General features: G+C 65.3%; 19 protein-coding genes. 11 read left to right on the top strand and 8 right to left on the bottom strand.

Translation table 11 applies throughout. From position 1 onward, the window contains the following. Window positions 1–5: 5 nt before the first annotated feature. From EPO50_RS15240 to EPO50_RS15230, 3 genes are read left to right on the top strand one after another with little or no spacing between them, the layout of a single operon-like run. The gene (locus EPO50_RS15240) at window positions 6–848 is read left to right on the top strand and encodes a fumarylacetoacetate hydrolase family protein (RefSeq protein WP_296345435.1); all 843 of its coding nucleotides are present in this window, start codon (window positions 6–8) and stop codon (window positions 846–848) included. Continuing rightward, the gene (locus EPO50_RS15235) at window positions 832–2,100 is read left to right on the top strand and encodes an MFS transporter (RefSeq protein WP_296345434.1); all 1,269 of its coding nucleotides are present in this window, start codon (window positions 832–834) and stop codon (window positions 2,098–2,100) included. The genes EPO50_RS15240 and EPO50_RS15235 overlap by 17 nt, the downstream gene beginning before the upstream one ends. Next, a complete protein-coding gene (locus EPO50_RS15230) occupies window positions 2,072–2,911 on the top strand; it encodes a nitroreductase family protein (protein ID WP_296345432.1) in 840 nt (279 codons plus the stop codon). Before EPO50_RS15235 ends, EPO50_RS15230 begins: the two co-directional genes overlap by 29 nt. Here EPO50_RS15230 and EPO50_RS15225 read toward each other — a convergent pair. The 7 genes from EPO50_RS15225 to EPO50_RS15195 form a co-directional block, all read right to left on the bottom strand. After that, complete coding sequence (locus tag EPO50_RS15225; RefSeq protein ID WP_296345430.1) at window positions 2,908–3,363, bottom strand: GNAT family N-acetyltransferase; 456 nt, start codon at window positions 3,361–3,363, stop codon at window positions 2,908–2,910. The genes EPO50_RS15230 and EPO50_RS15225 overlap by 4 nt on opposite strands. Beyond that, entirely contained in the window at window positions 3,360–4,490 is a 1,131-nt protein-coding gene (locus EPO50_RS15220; protein ID WP_296345428.1) for a zinc-dependent alcohol dehydrogenase family protein, read from the bottom strand. Before EPO50_RS15220 ends, EPO50_RS15225 begins: the two co-directional genes overlap by 4 nt. Continuing rightward, window positions 4,490–5,236 carry an SDR family NAD(P)-dependent oxidoreductase gene (locus EPO50_RS15215; RefSeq protein ID WP_296345426.1) on the bottom strand — a complete coding sequence of 249 codons (747 nt, stop codon included), beginning with the start codon at window positions 5,234–5,236 and terminating at the stop codon, window positions 4,490–4,492. The genes EPO50_RS15220 and EPO50_RS15215 overlap by 1 nt, the downstream gene beginning before the upstream one ends. 86 nt (window positions 5,237–5,322) lie before the next feature. Continuing rightward, window positions 5,323–5,664: a helix-turn-helix transcriptional regulator gene (locus EPO50_RS15210; protein ID WP_296345424.1), complete on the bottom strand. Its 342-nt coding sequence runs from the start codon at window positions 5,662–5,664 to the stop codon at window positions 5,323–5,325. Continuing rightward, the gene (locus tag EPO50_RS15205; protein WP_296345422.1) at window positions 5,654–6,106 is read right to left on the bottom strand and encodes an SRPBCC family protein; all 453 of its coding nucleotides are present in this window, start codon (window positions 6,104–6,106) and stop codon (window positions 5,654–5,656) included. The genes EPO50_RS15210 and EPO50_RS15205 overlap by 11 nt, the downstream gene beginning before the upstream one ends. A gap of 67 nt (window positions 6,107–6,173) precedes the next feature. Next, window positions 6,174–7,034 carry an NAD(P)-binding domain-containing protein gene (locus EPO50_RS15200; protein ID WP_296345420.1) on the bottom strand — a complete coding sequence of 287 codons (861 nt, stop codon included), beginning with the start codon at window positions 7,032–7,034 and terminating at the stop codon, window positions 6,174–6,176. A 12-nt stretch (window positions 7,035–7,046) separates the two neighbouring features. Then, window positions 7,047–7,814, bottom strand: a complete 768-nt coding sequence (locus EPO50_RS15195) for an SDR family oxidoreductase (RefSeq protein WP_296345418.1) — start codon at window positions 7,812–7,814, stop codon at window positions 7,047–7,049. Window positions 7,815–7,922: 108 nt separating this feature from the next. On the opposite strand from EPO50_RS15195, the gene EPO50_RS15190 reads away from it, so the two are divergent. The 4 genes from EPO50_RS15190 (at window position 7,923) to EPO50_RS15175 (ending at window position 15,157) form a co-directional block, all read left to right on the top strand. After that, window positions 7,923–8,255, top strand: coding sequence for a helix-turn-helix domain-containing protein (locus EPO50_RS15190; protein ID WP_296345417.1), 333 nt, complete (start codon window positions 7,923–7,925; stop codon window positions 8,253–8,255). A gap of 80 nt (window positions 8,256–8,335) precedes the next feature. Further along, window positions 8,336–11,707: a DUF2126 domain-containing protein gene (locus EPO50_RS15185; protein WP_296345415.1), complete on the top strand. Its 3,372-nt coding sequence runs from the start codon at window positions 8,336–8,338 to the stop codon at window positions 11,705–11,707. A gap of 67 nt (window positions 11,708–11,774) precedes the next feature. Continuing rightward, entirely contained in the window at window positions 11,775–14,273 is a 2,499-nt protein-coding gene (locus EPO50_RS15180) for a circularly permuted type 2 ATP-grasp protein (RefSeq protein WP_296345413.1), read from the top strand. Window positions 14,274–14,278: 5 nt separating this feature from the next. Continuing rightward, a complete protein-coding gene (locus EPO50_RS15175; protein ID WP_296345411.1) occupies window positions 14,279–15,157 on the top strand; it encodes a transglutaminase family protein in 879 nt (292 codons plus the stop codon). 3 nt (window positions 15,158–15,160) lie between these two features. On the opposite strand, the gene EPO50_RS15170 is transcribed toward EPO50_RS15175, so the two are convergent. Then, on the bottom strand, window positions 15,161–16,021 hold the full coding sequence (locus EPO50_RS15170; protein ID WP_296345409.1) for an isocitrate lyase/PEP mutase family protein: 861 nt from the start codon (window positions 16,019–16,021) through the stop codon (window positions 15,161–15,163). 191 nt (window positions 16,022–16,212) lie between these two features. Here EPO50_RS15170 and EPO50_RS15165 point away from each other — a divergent pair, with 191 nt between their 5' ends. The 4 genes from EPO50_RS15165 to EPO50_RS15150 are packed head-to-tail and all read left to right on the top strand — an operon-like array spanning window position 16,213 to window position 21,138. Next, a complete protein-coding gene (locus tag EPO50_RS15165) occupies window positions 16,213–17,580 on the top strand; it encodes an MFS transporter (protein ID WP_296345408.1) in 1,368 nt (455 codons plus the stop codon). Window positions 17,581–17,607: 27 nt separating this feature from the next. Further along, entirely contained in the window at window positions 17,608–18,807 is a 1,200-nt protein-coding gene (locus EPO50_RS15160; protein WP_296345406.1) for an acyl-CoA dehydrogenase family protein, read from the top strand. A gap of 21 nt (window positions 18,808–18,828) precedes the next feature. After that, entirely contained in the window at window positions 18,829–19,254 is a 426-nt protein-coding gene (locus tag EPO50_RS15155) for a VOC family protein (RefSeq protein WP_296345404.1), read from the top strand. Beyond that, window positions 19,255–21,138, top strand: a complete 1,884-nt coding sequence (locus EPO50_RS15150; protein WP_296345402.1) for an alpha/beta hydrolase domain-containing protein — start codon at window positions 19,255–19,257, stop codon at window positions 21,136–21,138. Window positions 21,139–21,142: the final 4 nt, after the last annotated feature.

Raw genomic sequence — 21,142 nt, 5'->3', positions numbered from 1 at the left:
TTCCGATGCGTTTTGTCAGCTTTCGCCATGCAGGCTCGCCCAAGTTTGGCGCGGCCGTTGACGGCGGCATTGTCGATCTCTCCGAGCGTACCGGTGCCCGCTGGCGGAGCCTGCGTGCGGCGATTGCCGCCAAGGGACTCGATGAGCTTGCGGCGGCGGCCAAGGATGCCAAAGCCGATCTGCCGTTCGACGAGGTAGAGCTGCTGCCGGTCATTCCCGATCCCGACAAGATCTTCTGCATCGGCCTCAACTATGCAAGCCACGTTGGTGAAGTCGGCCGACAAGTGCCAACCCAACCCAGCGTCTTCTCGCGCCTGCACAACACGCTCGTTGCGCACGGCGGTGACATCGTGCGGCCGCGCGCCTCGATCGACTTCGATTTCGAAGGTGAGCTGGCGATCGTGATCGGTGAGCGCTGCCGCCATGTCTCGCGTGCCAGCGCCCTTTCGGTGATCGCGGGCTACACCTGCTTCCTCGACGGCAGCGTGCGCGACTTCCAGAAGCATTCCGTGACAGCGGGCAAGAATTTCCCGGCAACCGGCCCCCTCGGCCCCTGGATGGTCACCACCGACGTAATCACCGATCCGCAGCGGCTGGAACTCACGACGCGCTTGAACGACACCGTGGTGCAGCACGACACGACCGATCACATGATCTTCGATGTCGCCACCATCATCGAGTATCTTTCGACCGTGACCTGGCTGGAGCCGGGCGACATCATTGCCACCGGCACCCCCGACGGCGTCGGGACCGGCCGCAAGCCGCCTCTCTGGATGAAGCCCGGCGACAAGGTCGACGTGGAAATTTCGGGAATCGGGACTTTGAGCGTCAATGTCGTCGACGAGTGACCCTTTCGATGTGCCGCTGAGCGTCGGCACGGATCGCGAGCGCGGCCGCGAGATCAAGGTAATCGCCCTGATCGCCATCGCGCATTTCGTGAGCCATGTGCACATCATGCTGCTGCCGCCGCTGTTCGGCGAAGTGCGCGAGGCCTTTGGCGTCAGCTACATCCAGATCGGTCTGGCACTGACGGCCTTCAACGTCGTGTCGGCGCTCCTGCAGACACCGGCCGGCTTCATGGTCGACCGCGTCGGGCCGCGCGCCATGCTGACCGGCGGACTTCTCCTGGGAACGGTCGCCGTGGTCGCCGCCGCGATGCTGCCGGGCTACTGGACCTTCGTCATTGCCTACGGCGTCCTGGGTTTGGCCAACACCGTCTATCACCCGGCCGACTATTCCATCCTCTCCGCCACCATCGATCACCGGCGGATCGGCAAGGCCTTCTCGATCCACACGTTCGCGGGCTACCTCGGTTCAGGCATCACCCCGGCACTGGTTCTGGCCTGCGCGGCGATCTGGGGCTGGCGCGGCGGCTTCCTGGTCGCGGCGGGCCTGTCCTTTGCCACGGCGATGCTGCTGATCGTGGCCGGCAGCGTCCTGCCGCGGATTTCGCACAAGCCCGGCCAGCAGGCCGCAGCCGGCGGCGCCAAGGTCGGCCTCGACCTGCTGCTAAGTGGGCCAGTCCTGCGCAATCTCCTGTTCTTCTTCTGCCTCGCCATGGCCAATGGCGGCATCCAGACCTTCACCGTGGTCGGCATGGGCGAGATCCACGGCACGCCCTTTTCGGTCGCCAACGTGGCCCTCTCCGGCTTCCTACTGTGCAGCGCCTTCGGCGTGCTGGTCGGCGGCATCATCGCCGACCGCACGCCCCATCACGAGCGTGTGGCCGCCGTGGGCTTTGCCTGCACCTCGACCATGGCGATCCTGATGGCCTGGGTGAACATGCCGGCTGCAGCGTTGATCGTCCTGATGTCCGTGGGCGGCTTGCTGAACGGTATCATCCAGCCGTCGCGCGACATGATGGTGCGCGCCGTCACGCCTCCAGGCTCGTTCGGCAAGGTGTTCGGCTTCGTCAGCACCGGCTTCAATCTCGGGGGTATGGTGGCGCCGCTGCTCTTCGGCTTCCTGATGGACCAGCACGAACCACGCGCCATCTTCATGATCGTGGCGGGCTTCATCCTCCTTGCCTTGGTCACCGCCATCACCCGGACCAAACCACAGAGCACGCCCCATGGACTCGCTGACACCTCCGCCCGTTGACACGACCGAGGCCCTGACACGCCGCTATGGCGCCGATGCGATCCCGCCAGCGGGACCGTGGAACGAGACCATCGCGGTCATGCTCGACCACCGCTCGGTGCGCACCTACAAGCCCGACCCGCTGCCACCAGGTGCACTCGAGACATTGATTGCCGCCGCGCAATCGGCCGCTACCAGCTCGAACATGCAATGGTGGTCGGCGGTCGCGATAACCGATCCCGAGAAGAAGAGGGTGCTGGCCGAGGTCGCCGGCGGCCAGAAGCATATCGAGCAGTGCCCGCTCTTCATCGCCTGGGTCGCCGATATGTCGCGCAACCAGCGCATCTCGGACGCCGAGAAGACGGCCTTCGAGACGATGCCGTGGCTCGAGACTTTCATGGTGGCCTGCATCGATGCAGCGCTTGCCGCGCAGAACGCCGTGGTGGCCGCCCAGTCGATCGGCCTGCGGACAGTCTATATCGGCGCCATGCGCAACGACCCAATCCGGGTCGCGAAGCTGCTCGACCTGCCGCACCAGTCGTTCGTGGTGTTCGGCCTCTGTGTTGGCTACGCGACGGAGAAGGGCGAGGGCGAGGTCAAGCCGCGCCTGCCGCAGAGCACCGTGTTGCACCATGAGCGCTACGACGCCACGCATGAGGCGACCCAGCGCAAGGTGTACGACGCCGAAATGAGCCGGTTCTCGGCGCGCCATGAACTCCAGGCGGCGACCTGGACCCAGCGTGTGCTGAACCGCCTGGCCCCTCTCAAGTCGATGAACGGCCGCGAGACGATCCGCGCGTCCCTGGCCAAGCTCGGCTTCGAAATCCGCTAGAGAGATTTTTCGTAGAACACTGACCACTTCGAGTCGGGGTAATCGAGCACCGGCCCGCAGCGCGTGAAGCCGGCCCGCTCATAGACGGTCCAGGCGGCAGGATGCTGGTCGCCTGTTTCCAGCACCAGACGTTTCACGCCTTTCTCGCGCGCCAACGCCTCGATGCGTTGCACGATTTCTGCGCCGATCCGGCGACCGCGATGCGATGGTCGCGTGTACATGCGCTTGACCTCGCCGATGCTGTCCTCATGCCGCTTCAGCGCCCCGCAGCCAACGGCCTTGCCGCCGTCGCGGGCGATGAAAACCGTCGTCGCCGGCTCCGCCATTTGCTCCACGGTCATGTGAAACACGAACTCCGGCGGCGTCAGCTCCAGCAGGGTGGCGTTCAACTCGGCGACGAGTTCGCGAACGTCATCCTGCAAGGGGCTTTCGACGGCGACGGCAATGCTCATCCGTGCGGCACCAGCACCTGCCGCACCGTCGCCACGTCCTGCAGGCGGTCGAAGCCTTCGTTGAGCTGGTCGAAGCCGATGCGCTGGCTGACCATGCGGTCCACCGGCAGCTTGCCCTGCTGGTAGAGCGCGATAAAGCGCGGGATGTCGCGCACCGGCACGCAGCTTCCCATGTAGGAACCCTTGATGGTCTTCTCCTCGCTGACCAGCATGCTCTGCTTGAAGGAGAAGTCGGCCGCGATCGGCGACAGGCCGGCCGTCACCGTCGTGCCGCCCCAGCGCGTGACGAGATAGGCCGTCTCCATCGCCTTGATCGTGCCGGCGAGATCGAAGGCGTAATCGACGCCGCCATTGGTGAGGTCGCGCACCTGCTGCACGTGATCGGCATCCTTGGCGTTCACCGTGTCGGTAGCACCGAGTTGGCGCGCCAGGCCGAGCTTGTCATCGGAAAGGTCGATGGCGACGATGCGGCCGGCGCCCGCCAGCACTGCCCCCATCAGGCCGCTCAAGCCCACACCGCCCAAGCCGACGATGGCGACCGTGCTGCCGGGCTGGATCTGCGCGGTGTTGATCACCGCGCCGACGCCGGTCACGACAGCGCACCCGAACAGCGCCGCCACGTCGAGCGGCAGGCTCTTGTCGATCACCACGACCGAGCCGCGATCGACCACGGCATATTCGGCGTAGCAGGAGACGCCGGAATGATGGTGCACCGGCTTGCCGTCATGGTGCAGGCGGTGATGGCCGGAGAGGAGCTGACCGGCTGCGCGCGGGCTGATCGAGCGCTCGCAGATATAGGGTCGCCCTTCGAGGCAGCGCCGGCAGCGACCGCAGCTCACATTGAAGGTGAAGCAGACATGGTCGCCCTTCTTGACGTCGTTGACGCCCGAGCCGACCTCGACGATCTCGCCCGAGCCTTCGTGGCCCAGCACGATCGGTACCGGCCGCGGCCGGTCGCCGTTGATCAACGACAGGTCGGAGTGGCAGAGCCCGCCACCGCCGACCTTGACCAGTACCTCGCCCTCGCCGGGCGGATCGAGATCGACCTCGATGACATGAATGGGCTTGCTCTTGGCGAAAGGCCGCGGCGCGCCGCAGACCGTGAGGACTCCAGCTTTCATCTTCATCAGGCAATCCCTCCGTCGACCCGGACCAGAGATCCGGTGGTGAAGCTCGATTTACTCGAGGCGAGATAGAGCGCGGCGGTCACGATCTCCTCCGGCAGGCCGCTGCGCTTCAGCGCCGCCGTCGGATTGAGCTTGTGCTCATCGCTCCATGCCTTGGAGACATCGGTGAGGAAGCGGCCGGGCGAGATGGTGTTCACGCGGACCTTCGGCCCGTACTCGAAGGCGAACGCCTCGGTGATGGCATTGAGCGCCGCCTTGGCGCCGGCATAGGGCGCAATCTGTGGCCGCGGCCGCAGCGCACCGGCGCTCGAGATATTGATGATCGAGCCGCCTTCGCCTGCCGCCATGCGGCTGCCGACCAGCGACATCAGGCGGAACGGTCCCTTGAAGTTCAGCGAGATTATGCGATCGAAAAGCTGCTCCGGCGTCTCCAGCGACGACGGCGCCAGCGGCGAGGAACCGGCATTGTTCACCAGGATGTCGACCTTGCCGAAGGCCGCGTAGGCCGCATCGGCCAGCCCGTCGAGTTCCTGCCAGTTGGCGACGTTACAAGCATAGGTCGCCGCCTTGCGGCCTATGGCGCGCACTTCGGCCGCGACCTTCTCGCAGGTCTCGAGTTTGCGACTGGTGATGAAGACATCGGCGCCATGCTGCGCGAAGGCCTTCACCATCTGATAGCCAAGACCGCGGCTGCCGCCGGTGACGAGGGCAACTTTGCCCGTGAGATCGAAATAGGTTCTGCTCATGGTCCGGAGCATATCGGACCTTGGCGGCGGAGGCCCATACACCACCTCAGCATTGATCCGCGGTCCGAAACGTACCCGTTGCCCGACTAGCTGGTTTCGACCAACGCCTTCAGCCGCGCCAGGGCATTGTCCCATTGCCGCGAAACGTGATCGAGATAGGTCCGGGCATCGACCAGCGGCTTGGGCTGCAGCTCGAACAGGCTCTCGCGTCCACTGCGCTCGGAGCGCACCACCCCCACCTCTTCGAGGACGCGCAGATGCTTGGTCACCGCCTGTCGCGTCAGCCGCGTGTTCGAGGTGAGCCGCGTGATCGATTGCGGTTCCCCCTTGGTCAGCTCCGCCAGCAGCGCGAGCCGTGTCTCGTCGCCTAATGCCGCAAAGATCGAGGCATTGGTCTTCAGCGCCGTGGCAGCAGCGCTACGCGGCATGTTCGAGGTGCCGTGCGATGTTTTCCATCTGGGCGGTCCAGCCGCCTTCGTTCATGCGGAACGCCAGATCGCGGCGCTCGGGCGGCAGCTTGTCGAAACCCGATTCGCAGGTACGCAACAGCGTCCCCGTCGGCGTCTTCTCCAGCCTGAACTCGATCAGGGTCGAAGGTTCACCGCTGTAGTCCCTGTCGGGCTCGACGGCATAGGGATGCCAGGTGAAGGAGAAGTACCGCTCCGGCTCCATCTTCTGGACCACGACCTCCATCGTCAGATGGTCGTAGCCGGGATGGGTGATCCGCCCGCGGGCGACCTGGCCTGGTACAAAGGGCCCTTCGAGCTGGACGCCGAACCACGAGCCGAATTCGGCATGGTCAGTCAATGCCTGCCAGACACGCGAGATCGGCGCCTTGAGCTCGATAGACTTCTCGATGCGATCAGTCATATGCAACCTCCTGGTTGCCTGTATCTATAGAGACCCCCACGGAAACAGGCAACCATTTAGTTGCTATTTATGCGCGCAGCACTTTGATCATCGCCGCGAGCTTCTCCTCACCCAGACCAGCCGCCATGGCGCGGCGAAACAGGCCGTCGGCAAAAGTCGGGAACTCCGACCCGATGCCGGCCTCGCGCGCCTGACGCAGGAAAAGCGTGCCCGAGCCGGCGCAGATTTCCATCGAGCTCTCGGGATGACCATAGTCCTCGGCCGCGATGGCCTTGCCCTGGCTGCGGACCATCTCGCCGATCACCGGCGAGATCTGGCCCATCATGTCGCCGAAACCCTCGACGCTCAGCCCCTCGGCTTCGCAAACGCGCACGCCGTGGAAGAACCCGAACATCGCGCCGAACATGCAGGAAAGGGCCGCGATGTCCCAGGCCGCCGCGGCTCCCGCCTCGCCGCCGCGATACATCAAGCCACCACCCATCGCCTTCAACGCCGGCTCGGCCTTCCGGTAGGCACTTTCGGCGCCGGACAGGAAGATCGGCGTATCGGGCCGGCCGATCTGGCTCGGCGTGGCGAGCAACGCCCCGTCGAGATAATCGGCGCCGTGCGCCTTGGCCCAGCGCTCGCCCTCGCGGGCGTCGAGTGGGCTGCCGGTACTGAGTTGAACCAGCACCTTGCCCACCAGGGCGTCGCCCACTTCTTCGAGGATCGCGCGCGAAGCCTTGTAGTCGTAGACGCAGACCACGATCACAGGACTCGCCGTCACTGCCTGCCGAACGCCGCTGGCTTGGGTGGCCCCACGCTGCACCAAAGGCGCAGCGCGGTCAGCCGTGCGATTCCACACCGTTATCGACTGGCCGGCTCTGAGGAGAGCGTCGGCGAGCGCAGTACCCATGGCACCAAGGCCGATGACCGTTACATCACTCATGACACACCCCTCTCAGCCATTGCCCAGGATCGACAGACGCTGGTTCAAACCGCCATCGACGACGATTTCCGAACCGGTCGTGAAGGTGGCATCGAAGGCGAGGTACAGGACGGCCTTGGCCACCTCCTCCACCGTGCCGTGGCGACCCATCGGTGTGACGGCATCGCCAATCTTGCGAAAAGCGGCCTGTTCCTCCGCCGTCGCCTCGACCACGCCCATGGTCGGCGTGTCGATGAAGCCCGGACTCACCGAGTTCACGCGGATGCGGCGCGGTAACAATTCGGCCGCCATGACCTGCGCGAAGGAACTGACGGCTGCCTTGGCGCCGGCATAGACGCACATGCCCGCCGCGCCCGAATCATTGGCAACCGATGTCGTGAAGACGATCGAGCCGCCATCGCACATCAGCGGCAGCAGGCGCTGCACGGTGAAGAACGCACCCTTGGTGTTGATAGCGAAGGTCCGGTCGTAGATCTCCTCGCTCACCTCGGCGACTGGATCGAGCCGCGAGTAACCCGCGTTGACGAACAGGAAATCGATATGGCCGATCCCGTCGGCGACCCGGAGCGCCAGCGCCGCGATATCGCTCATGTCGGCGATATCGGAAGAGACGACCTCGGCCTTCTTGCCAAGCTCGCGCCGTGCCGCCTCTACGTTGCGCGCGTTGCGGCCCGTCACCACGACCTCGGCCCCCTCTGCGATCAGCGCATCGACCACCGCGCGGCCCATGCCGTGCGTGCCGCCGATCACCACAGCCTTCTTTCCTTGATACTTGCCCATCTTGCTCAAGCTCCATTTCGATAGAAGGCAAGATGGGCCTCACTTGACATCGGACAAGTACTGACAAAATTATCAGGTACTTACCTTTTTGTTTGTAAGGAGGAGGCGATGGCCAAACCCGACAGCTGCGGCCTGGGGCCGGCATTCCAGGTGATCGGTGGCAAGTGGAAGGCGCTGATCCTGTGGCAGGTGCACCGAGAGCCGCGCCGCTTCGGCGAACTGAAGCGGCTGATTCCCGAGATCAGCGAGAAGATGCTGATCCAGACCCTGCGGGAGATGGAGGCCAGCGGGCTGGTCCATCGCGAGGTCTTCCATCAGGTCCCGCCAAGGGTCGAGTATTCGGCGACCCGCCTCGGTGCGTCGCTGGACGAGGCGCTGGCGCCGCTCGCCAATTGGGGTACGAAATACGCCAAGAGGCTGGAGGCGACACAAGACCGCTGACACGTGCTGGCTGACACTGGCCGGCTGACACTGGCATGTCACTTGCTTAGGCTAGTCTCAGAGGGAGCCCATCGGTCGTCATGAGCATCCACGTCGCGCTGCATCATCGTACGACCTACCGATACGATCGGCCGGTCGCTCTGGGACCCCAGATCGTGCGTCTCAGGCCGGCGCCGCACAGCCGCACGCCTGTCCTCTCCTATTCGCTCAAGGTCACGCCGGCCCAGCATTTCATCAACTGGCAACAGGACCCGCAGGGCAATCACCTGGCGCGCCTAGTTTTCCCGGAAAAGACCGACTTGTTCGAGGTGACTATCGACCTCGTCGCCGACATGTCGGTGAACAATCCGTTCGACTTCTTCCTGGTGCCCGAGGCTGAGCAGTGGCCTTTCGCCTACGACGCTTCGCTGGCGGAGGAGATCGCCCCGTTCCGCAAGCTCGAGCCGCCGGGACCGCTGCTGAAGGCCTGGCTCGCCAAGGTCGACCGCAGCCCGCAACGCACTGTCGATTTCATCGTCGGGCTGAATGCGCGGCTGCAAAAAGAAATCGGTTACATCGTGCGCCTGGAGCCGGGCGTGCAGACCTGCGAGGAGACGCTTGGCCTCGCCAAGGGCTCGTGCCGCGACACCGGCTGGCTGCTGGTCACCATTCTGCGTCACCTGGGCTTCGCGGCACGCTTCGCCTCGGGCTACCTGATCCAGCTCATGCCCGACGAGAAGCCGCTGGACGGCCCCGAAGGGCCGACGCACGACTTCACCGATCTCCATGCCTGGTGCGAGGTTTACCTGCCGGGCGCCGGCTGGATCGGCCTCGACCCGACTTCGGGCTTGCTGACCGGCGAAGGCCATATCCCGCTCGCCTGCACCCCCGAACCCTCCAGTGCGGCGCCAGTCGAAGGGCTGGTCGAAGAGGCCGAGGTCGAATTCGCGCACGAGATGTCGGTGGCGCGCGTGCGCGAGACACCGCGCACCACCAAGCCCTACACCGACGCACAGTGGGCGAGCCTGCTCGAAGTCGGCGAGGCGATCGAACACGATATCGGCCAGCACGATGTGCGGCTCACCATGGGTGGCGAGCCGACCTTCGTGTCGGTCGACGATATGGACGGCGCCGAGTGGAACACACTGGCGCTGGGACCGGAGAAGCGGCGCCTGGCCGGCGTGCTGTTCCGCAAGTTGGCGGACCGGTTTGGCCAGGGGCCGCTGCTGCATTTCGGCCAGGGCAAATGGTATCCCGGCGAGCAGTTGCCGCGCTGGGCGCTGAACTGCCATTGGCGCAAGGATGGCCAGCCGATCTGGCGCAATCCGCATCTCTATGCGCTAGAATCGAAGCCGACCAACGTCACGCCTGAAACAGCGCATCGCTTCGCGCTCGCCTTCGCGCAGCGCCTGCAACTCGATCCTGGCTATCTGTTCGGCGCCTTCGAGGACACCTGGTACTACCTGTGGCGCGAGCGGCGGCTGCCCAGCAACGTCACGGTCGACGAATCGAAAGTGAAGGATCCGCTGGAGCGCGAGCGGCTCGCCCGCATCTTCGAGAAGGGCCTCGAATCGGCCGTGGGCTATGTGCTGCCTGTCGCGCGCGAGAACGGCAAGGCACAGAACGGACACAGCGGACGCTGGAAGAGCGGACCGTGGTTCCTGCGTTCGGAGAAATGCTATCTCATCCCCGGCGATTCGCCGGTCGGCTTCCGCTTGCCGTTGGATTCGCTGCCATGGGCAGCACCCTTGGATGCCGGCTTCATCGTCGAACCCGACCCGATGGCGCCGCATCCCGATCTGCCGCCGCTTGACGCTTTTCGACGCGCGCCTGTCCTGCGCCGGCAGGAACGTAATATCGCCACCGATGCCAACGGCGACGGTGATGCTGCGCGCCGCGAAGCGTGGCAGCGCGCCCTGGCGCCGGATCTCGCGATGCAGCCGGGCGTCGGCTCATCGCCGTCCTGGATTGTGCGCACCGCCATGGTCTTCGAACCACGCGACGGCCACCTCTATGTCTTCATGCCGCCGACCGAGCATACCGAGGACTATCTCGAACTTGTCGCGGCAATCGAGGATACGGCCGAGGAGTTGCGCCAGCCGGTCTTCCTCGAAGGCTATCCGCCGCCCGGCGGCGATTCACGCCTGCAGAGCTTCAGCGTCACACCCGACCCCGGTGTGATCGAGGTGAACATCCATCCCTCGACCAACTGGCGCGAACTCGTACAGCGCACCGAGATCGTCTACGAGGAGGCGCGCACGACGCGGCTCGGCGCCCAGAAGTTCATGATCGATGGCCGTCACACTGGCACCGGCGGCGGCAATCACTTCGTGTTGGGTGGCCCCTCCGCACCCGACTCGCCGATGCTGCGCCGGCCCGACCTGCTGAAGAGCTTACTGGGCTACTGGCTCAACCATCCCTCGCTCTCCTATCTCTTCTCCGGCCTGTTCATCGGCCCGACCAGTCAGCATCCCCGGGTCGACGAGGCGCGCAACGATGCGCTGCACGAGCTGGAGATCGCCTTCCGGCAGATCGAGCCGGGCCGCCAGACACCGCCCTGGCTGGTCGACCGCATCTTCCGCAACCTGCTGGTCGATGCGACCGGCAACGCGCATCGCACCGAGTTCTGCATCGACAAGCTCTTCACGCCCGACTCCGCCGCCGGCCGTCGCGGCCTGCTGGAATTGCGCGCCTTCGAGATGCCGCCGCACTGGCGCATGAGTGTGGCGCAGCAGGCCCTGTTGCGCGGCCTGGTCGCAAAGTTCTGGGACCGGCCCTACGAGCGCCCGCTCAGCCGTTGGGGCACGCGCCTGCACGACGATTTCATGCTGCCGCACTTCGTCTGGCAGGATTTCACCGACGTGCTTTCCGATCTGGCCGAGGCTGGCTACCACTTCGCGCCGGAATGGTTCGCGCCGCACTTCGAATTCAGGTTTCCGCGCCTCGGCGAGATGGCCCAGCGCGGCATCGAGCTGGAACTGCGCCACGCCCTCGAGCCGTGGCATGTGCTGGGCGAGGAACCGGGGGGCGGCGGCACGGTGCGTTACGTCGACTCCTCGGTCGAGCGACTGCAGGTCAAGGTCACTGGACTGAACGATCAGCGCCACACCGTCGCCTGCAACGGCTGGCGCTTGCCGCTGCGCGCCACGGGCATCGCCGGGGAATATGTCGCCGGCGTGCGATATCGCGCCTGGCAACCGGCCAATGCTCTGCATCCTACCATCGGCGTGCATGCGCCTTTGATCTTCGACATCCATGACAGCTGGAACGGCCGATCGATCGGTGGCTGCACCTATCATGTCTCCCACCCCGGCGGCCGCAACTACGACCGCGTGCCGGTCAACGCCAACGAGGCTGAGGCCCGCCGGCGTTCCCGCTTCTTCCCGATCGGCTATACCGGCGGCACCACTTCCGAACCGCGCCCGCTCGACAATCCCGAGCATCCACTGACACTCGATCTGCGTCGCGCCTGATGCGGTAGACCTCGCCCGCTCCCCGTGCGATTCTGGCCAATCTAGTCGATTTTCCTTTCGCGGACCCATGGAGTCGTTGCGCGGCCTCATCTCTTCGCCGGCAAGCGCGTATGACGAACTGGTCACCGGCCAGAAGTCGATCCGCTACCACTGGCAAGGCATTCTGAGCGTCATCCGCTCGCTTCCGGGCGGGCTGAGCGAACGCGTCGAGAGTGCGCGCCGGCAGCTCGAAGAATCGGGCGCCACCGTCAACCTGCTCGACGATCGCGGTGCGCCGCGCTGGACCTTCGATCCCCTACCCTTCGTGATCGCGCCCGATGAGTGGTCGGCGCTGGAAGCGGGTCTTATCCAGCGCGCCCATTTGCTCGATGCGATGCTGGCTGATCTCTACGGCCCCCAGCACCTCCTGAAGGAACATCTGCTGCCGCCCATGCTGGTGCATGCCAACCAGCATTTCCTGCGCCCCGTGCAGGTCACCGACGGCAAGGCGCCCGAGCGCCACCTCGCCAACTATGCCGTCGATCTCGTGCGGCTGGGTGATGGCCGCTGGTACGTGCTGGCCGATCACACGGAGGTTCCCTCGGGCATCGGCTATGCGATCGAAATGCGTCGTGTCCTGGCGCGCAGCCTGCCCGAAGCGTTTCGCTCCGTCCCGATCCGTCACCTGCGGCCCTTCATCGACCGCTGGCACGACTCCTTGCAGGCGATGGCGCCTGCTGCAGTCGCCCAACCCAACATGGCGGTGCTGACACCCGGCTCCTTGTCGGCGACCTATTTCGAGCATGTCTATCTCTCGCGGCTGCTCGGCGTGCCCCTGGTCGAGGGTGGTGATCTCGTGGCCCGCGATGGTCAGGTCTCGATCAAGACGCTAGCCGGTCTCAGACCTGTCCATGTGCTGCTGCGCCGGCTGAACAGCGCTTTCGCCGATCCACTGGAGCTGCGTGCCGATTCGGCCCTCGGCGTCACCGGCATGGTCGAGGCGACCCGCAACGGCCGCATCGCGCTCGCCAATGCCCTGGGCTCGGGCCTGGTCGAGACGCCAGCGTTGATCCCCTTCCTGGATCGACTGAGCCAGCGCCTGCTGGGTCATGGCCTCGACCTGCCGTCGCTCGACGTCTGGTGGCTGGGAGAGCCCTCGGCCCTCACCTTCGCGCTGGCCAACCTCGACCTGATGATTGTGCGGCCCTGCCTCGGCGCCGATCGCGAACCGATCGTCGTCGGCATGCTCGAACCGCCGGACCGCAAGGCGCTGGAAGAGCGCATTCGCGCGCAGCCTGGCCAGTTCGTGGCGCAATATCCGATGACGCCATCGCTGACGCCCAAATGGGACGGCCAGACTCTGGCACCATCGGCCGTCGTCCTGCGCGCCTTCGTGGTCGCCGACGGCGACAGCTACCGCGTCCTGCCGGGTGGACTGGCACGCGAACCCATCGGCGATACGGCGCTGCGTTCGCTGGGACGGCTGAACGGTACGCTGAAGGATGTCTGGGTGCTGGCTGAGGATGCAGCCGACGTCCAGGTGCCGCCGATGCGGCGCTTCCACCAGCTCGCCGTAGAGCGTGGCAGCGCCGATCTGCAAAGCCGCGTTGCCGACAATCTCTTCTGGCTGGGTCGCTATATCGAGCGGCTGGACAACGACGCCCGCCTGCTGCGCACCACGGCGATACGCGTCGCGCAAGGCACCATGGGTCCGCGTGATATGGTCGAGTTGCGGTTGCTCGGCCGTCTGCTCGAACAGGCCAATTTGATGGATCACACGACCGCGCTGGCCGCGCCCGACAGCGCCGCCTTCCAGCAGGGTCTGGCGACTGTCGTGGCTGACGATCGCGGTCTCGCCACCGTGCTCGATGCCATACAGCGTCTCGCCGCCACCATGCGTGATCGTTTCTCGGCCGACATGACGACGGCAGCCGGCCCGCTGATGAGCGAAGTGCGCCACCGCCTGCTGGCGGCGCGCGGCAACCTCGATCCGTTGCTCGACGCGCTCGACGAGATCGTCCGCTTCGTCGCCACGCTGTCGGGCCTGGCGCAGGAGAACATGACCCGCGGTACAGGTTGGCGCTTCCTCGACCTCGGGCGTCGGCTGGAGCGTGCGCAGCATGTGCTGAATAGTGCACTGACCCCTTTCATCCAGTCGCCGATCGATTGGGAAGCCGCGATGCGCCTCGCTCTCGAACTCTGCGACAGCACCATCACCTACCGGACGCGTTATCTCGGCCAGCTCCAGCCCGCGCCGGTGCTCGACCTGGTCGTGCTGGATGACAGCAATCCGCGTGCGTTGATGTTCCAGCTCCACACCATCAACGGCCATCTCGCCTATCTGGCGCGTGCCTCCCACGTCCGCGTGCCCTCGCTGCCGACGTCACTCGAGAAAGACTTCGAAGCCACCGTGCGCCAGTTCGCCGGCGACGAGCAGGCCTGGCGCCACGAAGGGCTGGCCCTTGCCATGCTGCGCGACGTGGTGTCCGACGCCGACCAACGGCTCGACCAGCTCTCCGAGGCGATCACGCGCGCCTATTTCAGTCATGTACCGGCCGCGCAAGCTGTCGGTTCGTTCGGCGGCTGACCCCCATGCGCTACCTGCTCTCGCACCGCACCACCTACGCCTACGCCAGCGCGGTCGACTCCGCGCATCACATTGCCCATCTGCGCGCCCGCGACTTTCCCGGCCAGAAGGTAAGTTCGATCGGCATCGAGACCGACCCCGTGCCAGCGTTGGCGGCACAGCATGTCGATCATTTCGGCAACCTCATCGACATCTACCGCATCGACAAGCCGCATACCCGCTTCGACATAGAAGTACGTGCTGAAGTCGATGTGCGCTTTCCTGAGCCGCCCCCCATGGCGTCGACGCCTTCCTGGGAAGAAATCCGTGCTGCGCTGAACGGCAATGGCTTTCCCGTCCCGGTCGAGGCGAGTGAATTCGTCTACGACTCGCCGCTCGTCCCTTCGGTCTCGGCACTACGTGCGTACGGCGCCCCATCTTTCACCGCCGGTCGGCCGATTCTCGAGGCTGCCCGCGAGCTCACGTCGCGCATCAAGGCCGACTTCGAATATCACCCCGGCGCGACCGATATCAGCACGCCCCTCGCCGAGGTCTTCGCTGGCAAGGCCGGTGTCTGCCAGGACTTTGCCCATGTCGAGATCGCCGCGCTGCGTGCCCACGGCCTCGCGGCCGGCTACGTCTCGGGCTACATCCGCACCGTTCACTCCAAGGATGAGATCGCCTTGCGTGGCGCCGACGCCAGCCATGCCTGGGTCGCTGTCTGGTGTGGCGAACAAGCCGGCTGGGTCCATCTCGACCCGACCAACGATCTCGTGGCGCAGGAGGATCACGTCGCCGTCGCGTGGGGTCGCGACTTCTCCGACGTGAGCCCGCTGCGCGGCGTCATCCTCGGTGGCGATTCACACTCTTACGGCGTAGCCGTCACCCTCGTCCCCACGGATTGACGCTCAGCCACCCAGGAAGTCCTTCGTCCAGTGCGCGTAGTCGTCGTCGCGCGTGACCCGCTTCATGAGGTCTGCACTCGCGACACCTTGCAGTTTCGAAGGCTGGGTGCCGTCGCGCAGGGCCTTCAGGGTCTCATAGACCGCCTTCACCGCGGCAGCGAAGGGCTGGTGCCCCTGCAGGGCGATGCGCACCCGCCGCGCGCCGAGATAGGAAAGATCGGTCAGGTCACCGGAGACGCCGCCCAGGATCAACGGCAACGTGGTCGCCTCAGAGATGGCATCCAGTTCAGCACGTGTGCGCACGCCGACGAAGAACAGCGCATCGACGCCCGCCGCCTCATAGGCCTTGCCGCGGGCGATCGCATCTTCGAGGCCAGTGATCGCAACGGCGCTGGTACGGCCCGCGATGCAAAGGTCGGGATCCTGGCGGCCGCCCAGCGCCGCCTTCATCTTGCCCACGCCCTCCTCGATCGAGATCAACCGCGGCTTGGCCGTGCCATAGGGCGTCGGCAGATCGGTATCTTCGAGGCTCAGGCCTGCGACGCCCGCGGTCTCCAACTCTTCGACCGTGCGTCGTGCGTTCAGGGCATTGCCGTAGCCATGATCGGCATCGACCATCAGAGCCAGATTGCCGGCGCGATTGATGCGATAGGCTTGGTCTGCGAACTCGCTCAACGTCAGCACGATCAGATCGGGCGCACCCAGCACCGTCATCGAAGCAACGGAGCCCGCAAACATGCCGATCTCGAAACCAAGATCCTCAGCGATACGCGCGGAGATCGGATCGAACACCGATCCTGGGTGAACACAGCGCTGTCCGGCAAGCAGTGCGCGAAAGCGCTTCCGGCGATCGGTCCAATGCATGACAAACTCCCCCTCTTCCCTGCCTTGTAGCAAAGCTGCGAGCCGCCATGCAGCGGCATGTTTCGACGCGCAAACGCAAAAGACGTACGGCGCTTGTCGCTCGTGACGGCGAGAGCGTAGCGTTGCCGCTCAGGGTTGTGATGGATCATGCGCTCATCCGACCCATGACAAGGCGCATTGGGGAAATGTCCATGTTCGACGTTCTCGACCGGCAGACGCGGCTGACCGGCAATCAGAAGAAAATCATTGCCGCGGCGGTGATCGGCGACGCTCTCGAGTTCTTCGACTACTTCCTGATCGGCTTCGTGCTCGCCTTCCTGATCGGACCCTGGAAGCTCACCTTCGGTCAGTCGGCCATCGTGCTGCTGTCGTCCGGTGTCGGCGCAATCCTCGGCGCCTATATCTGGGGCTGGCTCGCCGACCGCATCGGACGCCGCAAGGTGTTCATCGGTACGGTGCTGAACTTCTCGATCGCCACCGGCCTGCTCTATTTCACGCCAGAGAACGGCTGGATCTACATCACCATCATGCGGTTCTTCGTCGGCTTCGGCGTCGGCGGACTTTATTGCGTGGACCTGCCGCTGGTGCAGGAGTTCGTGCCGGCCCGCAAGCGCGGCTGGGTCGGTGGCCTCGTCACTTGCGTCATCCCATTGGGTGTCGGCCTCGGTGCGGTGCTGGGCGCCTTCATGGGTGCCGATCAGTGGCGCCTGCTGTTCGCCATCGGCGTGCTGCCGTCGCTGCTCGTCCTGCTGGTCCGCCTCTGGGTGCCAGAATCGCCGGTGTGGCTGGTCCGCCAGGGCCGCTACGAAGAAGCCCGCAAGTCGCTCGCCTGGGCGCTTCAGATGAAGCCCAGCGACCTGCCGCTGCCCAAGGCGCCGCCGGCAGAACCACCCAAGGCGAGCTGGTTCGAGCTCTTCAAGTATCCGCGCAGTCTGCTGGTTTCGTGGCTCGGCAATGCCGGCGCCCAGACGGGCGTCTACGGCATCACGCTGTGGGCGCCGTCACTGTTCGTGCTGCTGCTGAAGGTGACGCCGCAGGAAGCTGCCAAGATGATGATCCTGCTCACCGTCATGGGCTTCATCGGCCGGCTTTCCTTCTCCTACCTTTCCGACAAGATCGGACGGCGCTCGGGCGGAGGGCTGTTAGGCATCGGCGCGGGCGTTCTCACCATTGTCGCAGGTTACAACTACGACTCTGTACTGTTGGGCGTATCCGCCTTCTGGCTGCTCCTGGCGCTGACCTTCTTCTTTGCTGACGGCGGCTTCGCCATCGTCGGGCCGTACGCGGCGGAAGTCTGGCCCTCGCATCTGCGCACCACAGGCATGGGTTCGGCCTATGGCTTCGGGGGCATCGGCAAGATCATCGGGCCGCTCGGCCTAGCGCTGATCGTCGGCTCGAACAACTACCTTAAACCTGATGTGCCGCTGCCGCAGATTCCGACGGCCTTTCTCTATCTCGGCTGCTGGTTCCTGATGGCCGGGCTGGTCTATTATTTCTTCGGGCTGGAAACGAAGGGCAAGTCGATCGAACAGATCGACAAGGAACTGGCGACCACCTGACACAACCGTGTTCGACGAGGAATTACCGTGGATACGTTGATCCCGACTTCTGCCGACCTTGCGGGCGACCAGACCGTAATCTCCCGCGCCGAGGCCGTTCGGCCGGCCGTCGAGGCCGCTTCGAACGAGATCGAGGACAAGCGCCGGCTGCCGCCGGCACTGCTCGACAAGCTGCACGAAGCAAGGCTGTTCCGCCTGCTGCTGCCACGCTCGTCGAACGGAATCGAGACCGATCCTGTTACCTTCTTCCACGTCATCGAAACGATTGCCCGCGGCGACGCCTCGACGGCCTGGTGCCTGAGCCAGGCGGGTGGCTGCGCCATGTCGGCCGCCTATCTCAACCTGCCCGTTGCGCAATCGATCTTCGGCAGTGATCCGCGCGCCGTGCTGGCCTGGGGCCCCGGTCCTCGGGTCAAGGCCATCGAATGCGAGGGCGGATACAAGGTCACCGGCATCTGGGCCTTCGCTTCGGGCGGCCGGCATGCGACCTGGCTTGGCGCCCATTGCCCGATCTACCAGGCTGACGGCTCGCCGCGGCTCGACGTGAACGGTGTGCAGCAGGAGCGCACCATGCTGGTGCGGACCGAGGACGTGCAGTGGACCGACATCTGGAACACGGTCGGACTGCGCGGCACCGCCAGTGATCAATTCGCCCTGACCGACTTCTTCGTCCGCGCCGATCATTCGATCACGCGCGACTTTGAGAAGGAATGTCGCGAACCTGGCCCGCTTTACCGCATGGGTGCCGGCACCTGCTATCAGGTGGGCTTCGCGGGCGTTGCCTGCGGTATCGCGCGTGGCGCACTCGACAGCTTCGTCGACGTGGCTCGCAACAAGGTGCCGCGCGGGATGAAGAGCCCGATCCGCGACAATGCGGTGGTGCAAGCCGGTCTCGCGCAGGCCGAGGTCGGCCTGCGCTCGGCACGTGCCTATGTGCTGCAGACGATGGCCGGGATCTGGAAGGATCTCGCGGCCGGCGCCACGATCAGCATCGAACAGCGCATCACCGTCCGCATGGCCGCGACCCATGCCATTCACAAGGCGAAGGACGCGGTCGATTTCGCCTACAACGCTGCCGGCGCCACGGCGATCTTCGAAAACCATCCGCTGGAGCGCCGCTTCCGCGACATCCACACCGTGACCCAGCAATTGCAGGGTCGGCTTTCCCATTTCGAGACCGTCGGCGCCTGGATGATGGGCGTCGACGCCGACCTCACTTTCGTCTGACCAGAGCCACGGAGACGGGCCATGCCACTTGGCATTCTTCAGCATTACACGATCGAGCCTTCCAACCTCGAAGCCACCAAGAATTTCTACTGCGACGTGCTCGGCCTCGAGAACGGCGACCGGCCGCCTCTGGGTTTCCCCGGCTACTGGCTCTACTCGGGCGGCGTGGCGACCGTGCACCTGCTCGGCGAGCGCAAGCCGCGTGAGGGCATCGTGGTCCGCGGCACCGAGAAGAAATTCGAGGATACCGGCCGCTTCGACCATATCGCCTTCGCCGCCACCGACTTGTCTGGTGTGCGCAAGCGCCTGCAGTCCAAGAACGTGACGTTCCGCGAGCAGATCGTGCCGCGCACCGGGGCGGCGCAGATCTTCCTCTATGACCCCGACGGCGTCGGCGTGGAACTCAACTTCCCGCCGGATGAAGCCAAAGCCGGCGCCAGGGCTTAAGTGCTCCTCGCCCTCGATATCGAGCGCGTAGAGCCCCTCGCCGACGGCGCCCCGTTCGGCGAGGCCGGTCCCTATGAGCGCGTGATCGCGTCCGCCCGTGGCGAGGTCGATCCGGCGCATCCCGGCAACAAGGGGATCGCGCTGATCGACAAGGCGCCGCGCAACGCCGCCGGCAAGGTCGAGTACAAGACCGACATCTTCATCCTGCGGCCGCGCGATCCTGGCCGTGGCAACGGCCGCATCCTCTACGAGGTCAACAATCGCGGCCGCAAGATGCTGTTCGGCAACATCGCCGATGGACCGCAGGGCGTAAACGATCCCAAGACCCTGGCCGATCTCGGCAACGCATTTCCGCTGCGGCGAGGCTACACGATCGTCTGGTCGGGCTGGGATCCCGACGCCCCGCGCGCCAACATGGGACTCGCCCTTACGGCCCCCGTTGCCACGACCAACGGCCAACCGATCGTGCAGACCGTGCGTGAAGAGTGGGTTTCAGGGACGCGTGTCGGCGTGCTGGAAACGTTCAAGCTCTCGTACGAAGCCGCGAGCCTGGAGCAGAACCGCGCCCGCCTCACGGTGCGGGAACGCGCCGACGACGCACCACGGGAACTGCCTCTCAATCAATGGTCCTTCGTCGATGGCCGTTCGATCAAATTGCGCGACGGCACGAAGGCGCAACCCGGTTATCTCTACGAATTCCACTACGACGCCAAGAATCCCAAGGTGCAGGGGCTGGGCTTCGCCGCCACACGCGATCTGATTAGTTGGTTGCGCCACGACCCGGCCGCGGCCAAGGCAACCGGCGGACCGATCACGCATGCGCTAGCCATCGGGTTCTCCCAGGCCGGCCGCTATCTGCGCAACCACATCTCCGAAGGCTTCAACCGCGACGAACAGGGCCGCCGGGTCTTCGACGGCGTCCACAGTCATATCGCGGGCGTCGGCCGCATCTTCTTCAACATGCCGTTCGCCCAGCCCGCGCGGACCAACACCCAGCACGAGGATCACGGCTTCCCCGAGAACGAGTTTCCGTTTTCGACCGCAAGCCTCGACGATCCGTTGACCGGCAAGACGGGCTCGCTGTTCCGCGGCGACGGCTGCGATCCGCTGCTGATCGAAACCAACACCTCGACCGAGTATTGGCAGAAGGGCGCCTCGCTGCTGCACACCGACCCGCTCGGCACTCGCGACATCGAGCTGCCGGCCAACTCGCGTGTCTACATGATCGCCGGGACCCAGCATGGCGGCCGCGCCGGCGCCACGACCGACCCCGGCCCCAACATCAATCCACGCAACCCGCACAATCCGATGCCGGCCGTTCGCGCGCTCCTCGTCGCACTGGACGAGTGGGTCGTCTCCGGCAAAACGCCGCCACCCAGCAAGGTGCCGACACTCGCGGCCGGCACCCTGGTCGATGCAGCCAAGACCGAGTTCCCCGCGGTGCCCGGCGCGGCCGAGGTCCGTGTCACAAACAGCGTCTCGCCGCCCGGTGACTGGACAACTCCCAAGTCTGCCGACAAGACCTATCGCACGCTTGTCTCCAGGGTTGACGCCGACGGCAACGAGGCCGCCGGCGTACGCCTGCCCGACATCGCGGTGCCTCTCGCCACTTACACCGGCTGGAACGAGTACAAGCCGCCCTACCCGAAGGGTGAGATCGCCGATCGCGATGGAAGCTGCCTGCCCTTCCCGGTCGACAAGATGGCCCGCGAAAGCTCGGGCGATCCCCGACCCTCGATCGCGGAACGTTACAAGAGCGGCGCCGACTATCTCGCCAAGGTTCAGGCCGTCGTCGATCAGTTGCTGGCCGAGCGGCTGATCCTGCCCGAAGACGCCGCGCTCTACATCGAACGCGCCGGTCGCGAGCCGCGCGTCGCACCCTAGAGGA

This window comes from Reyranella sp., assembly GCF_004297405.1.
Taxonomy (GTDB): Bacteria; Pseudomonadota; Alphaproteobacteria; order Reyranellales; family Reyranellaceae; genus Reyranella.
Note: the sequence above shows the minus strand (reverse complement) of the source record. Positions and strands in the feature narration are given on the sequence as shown.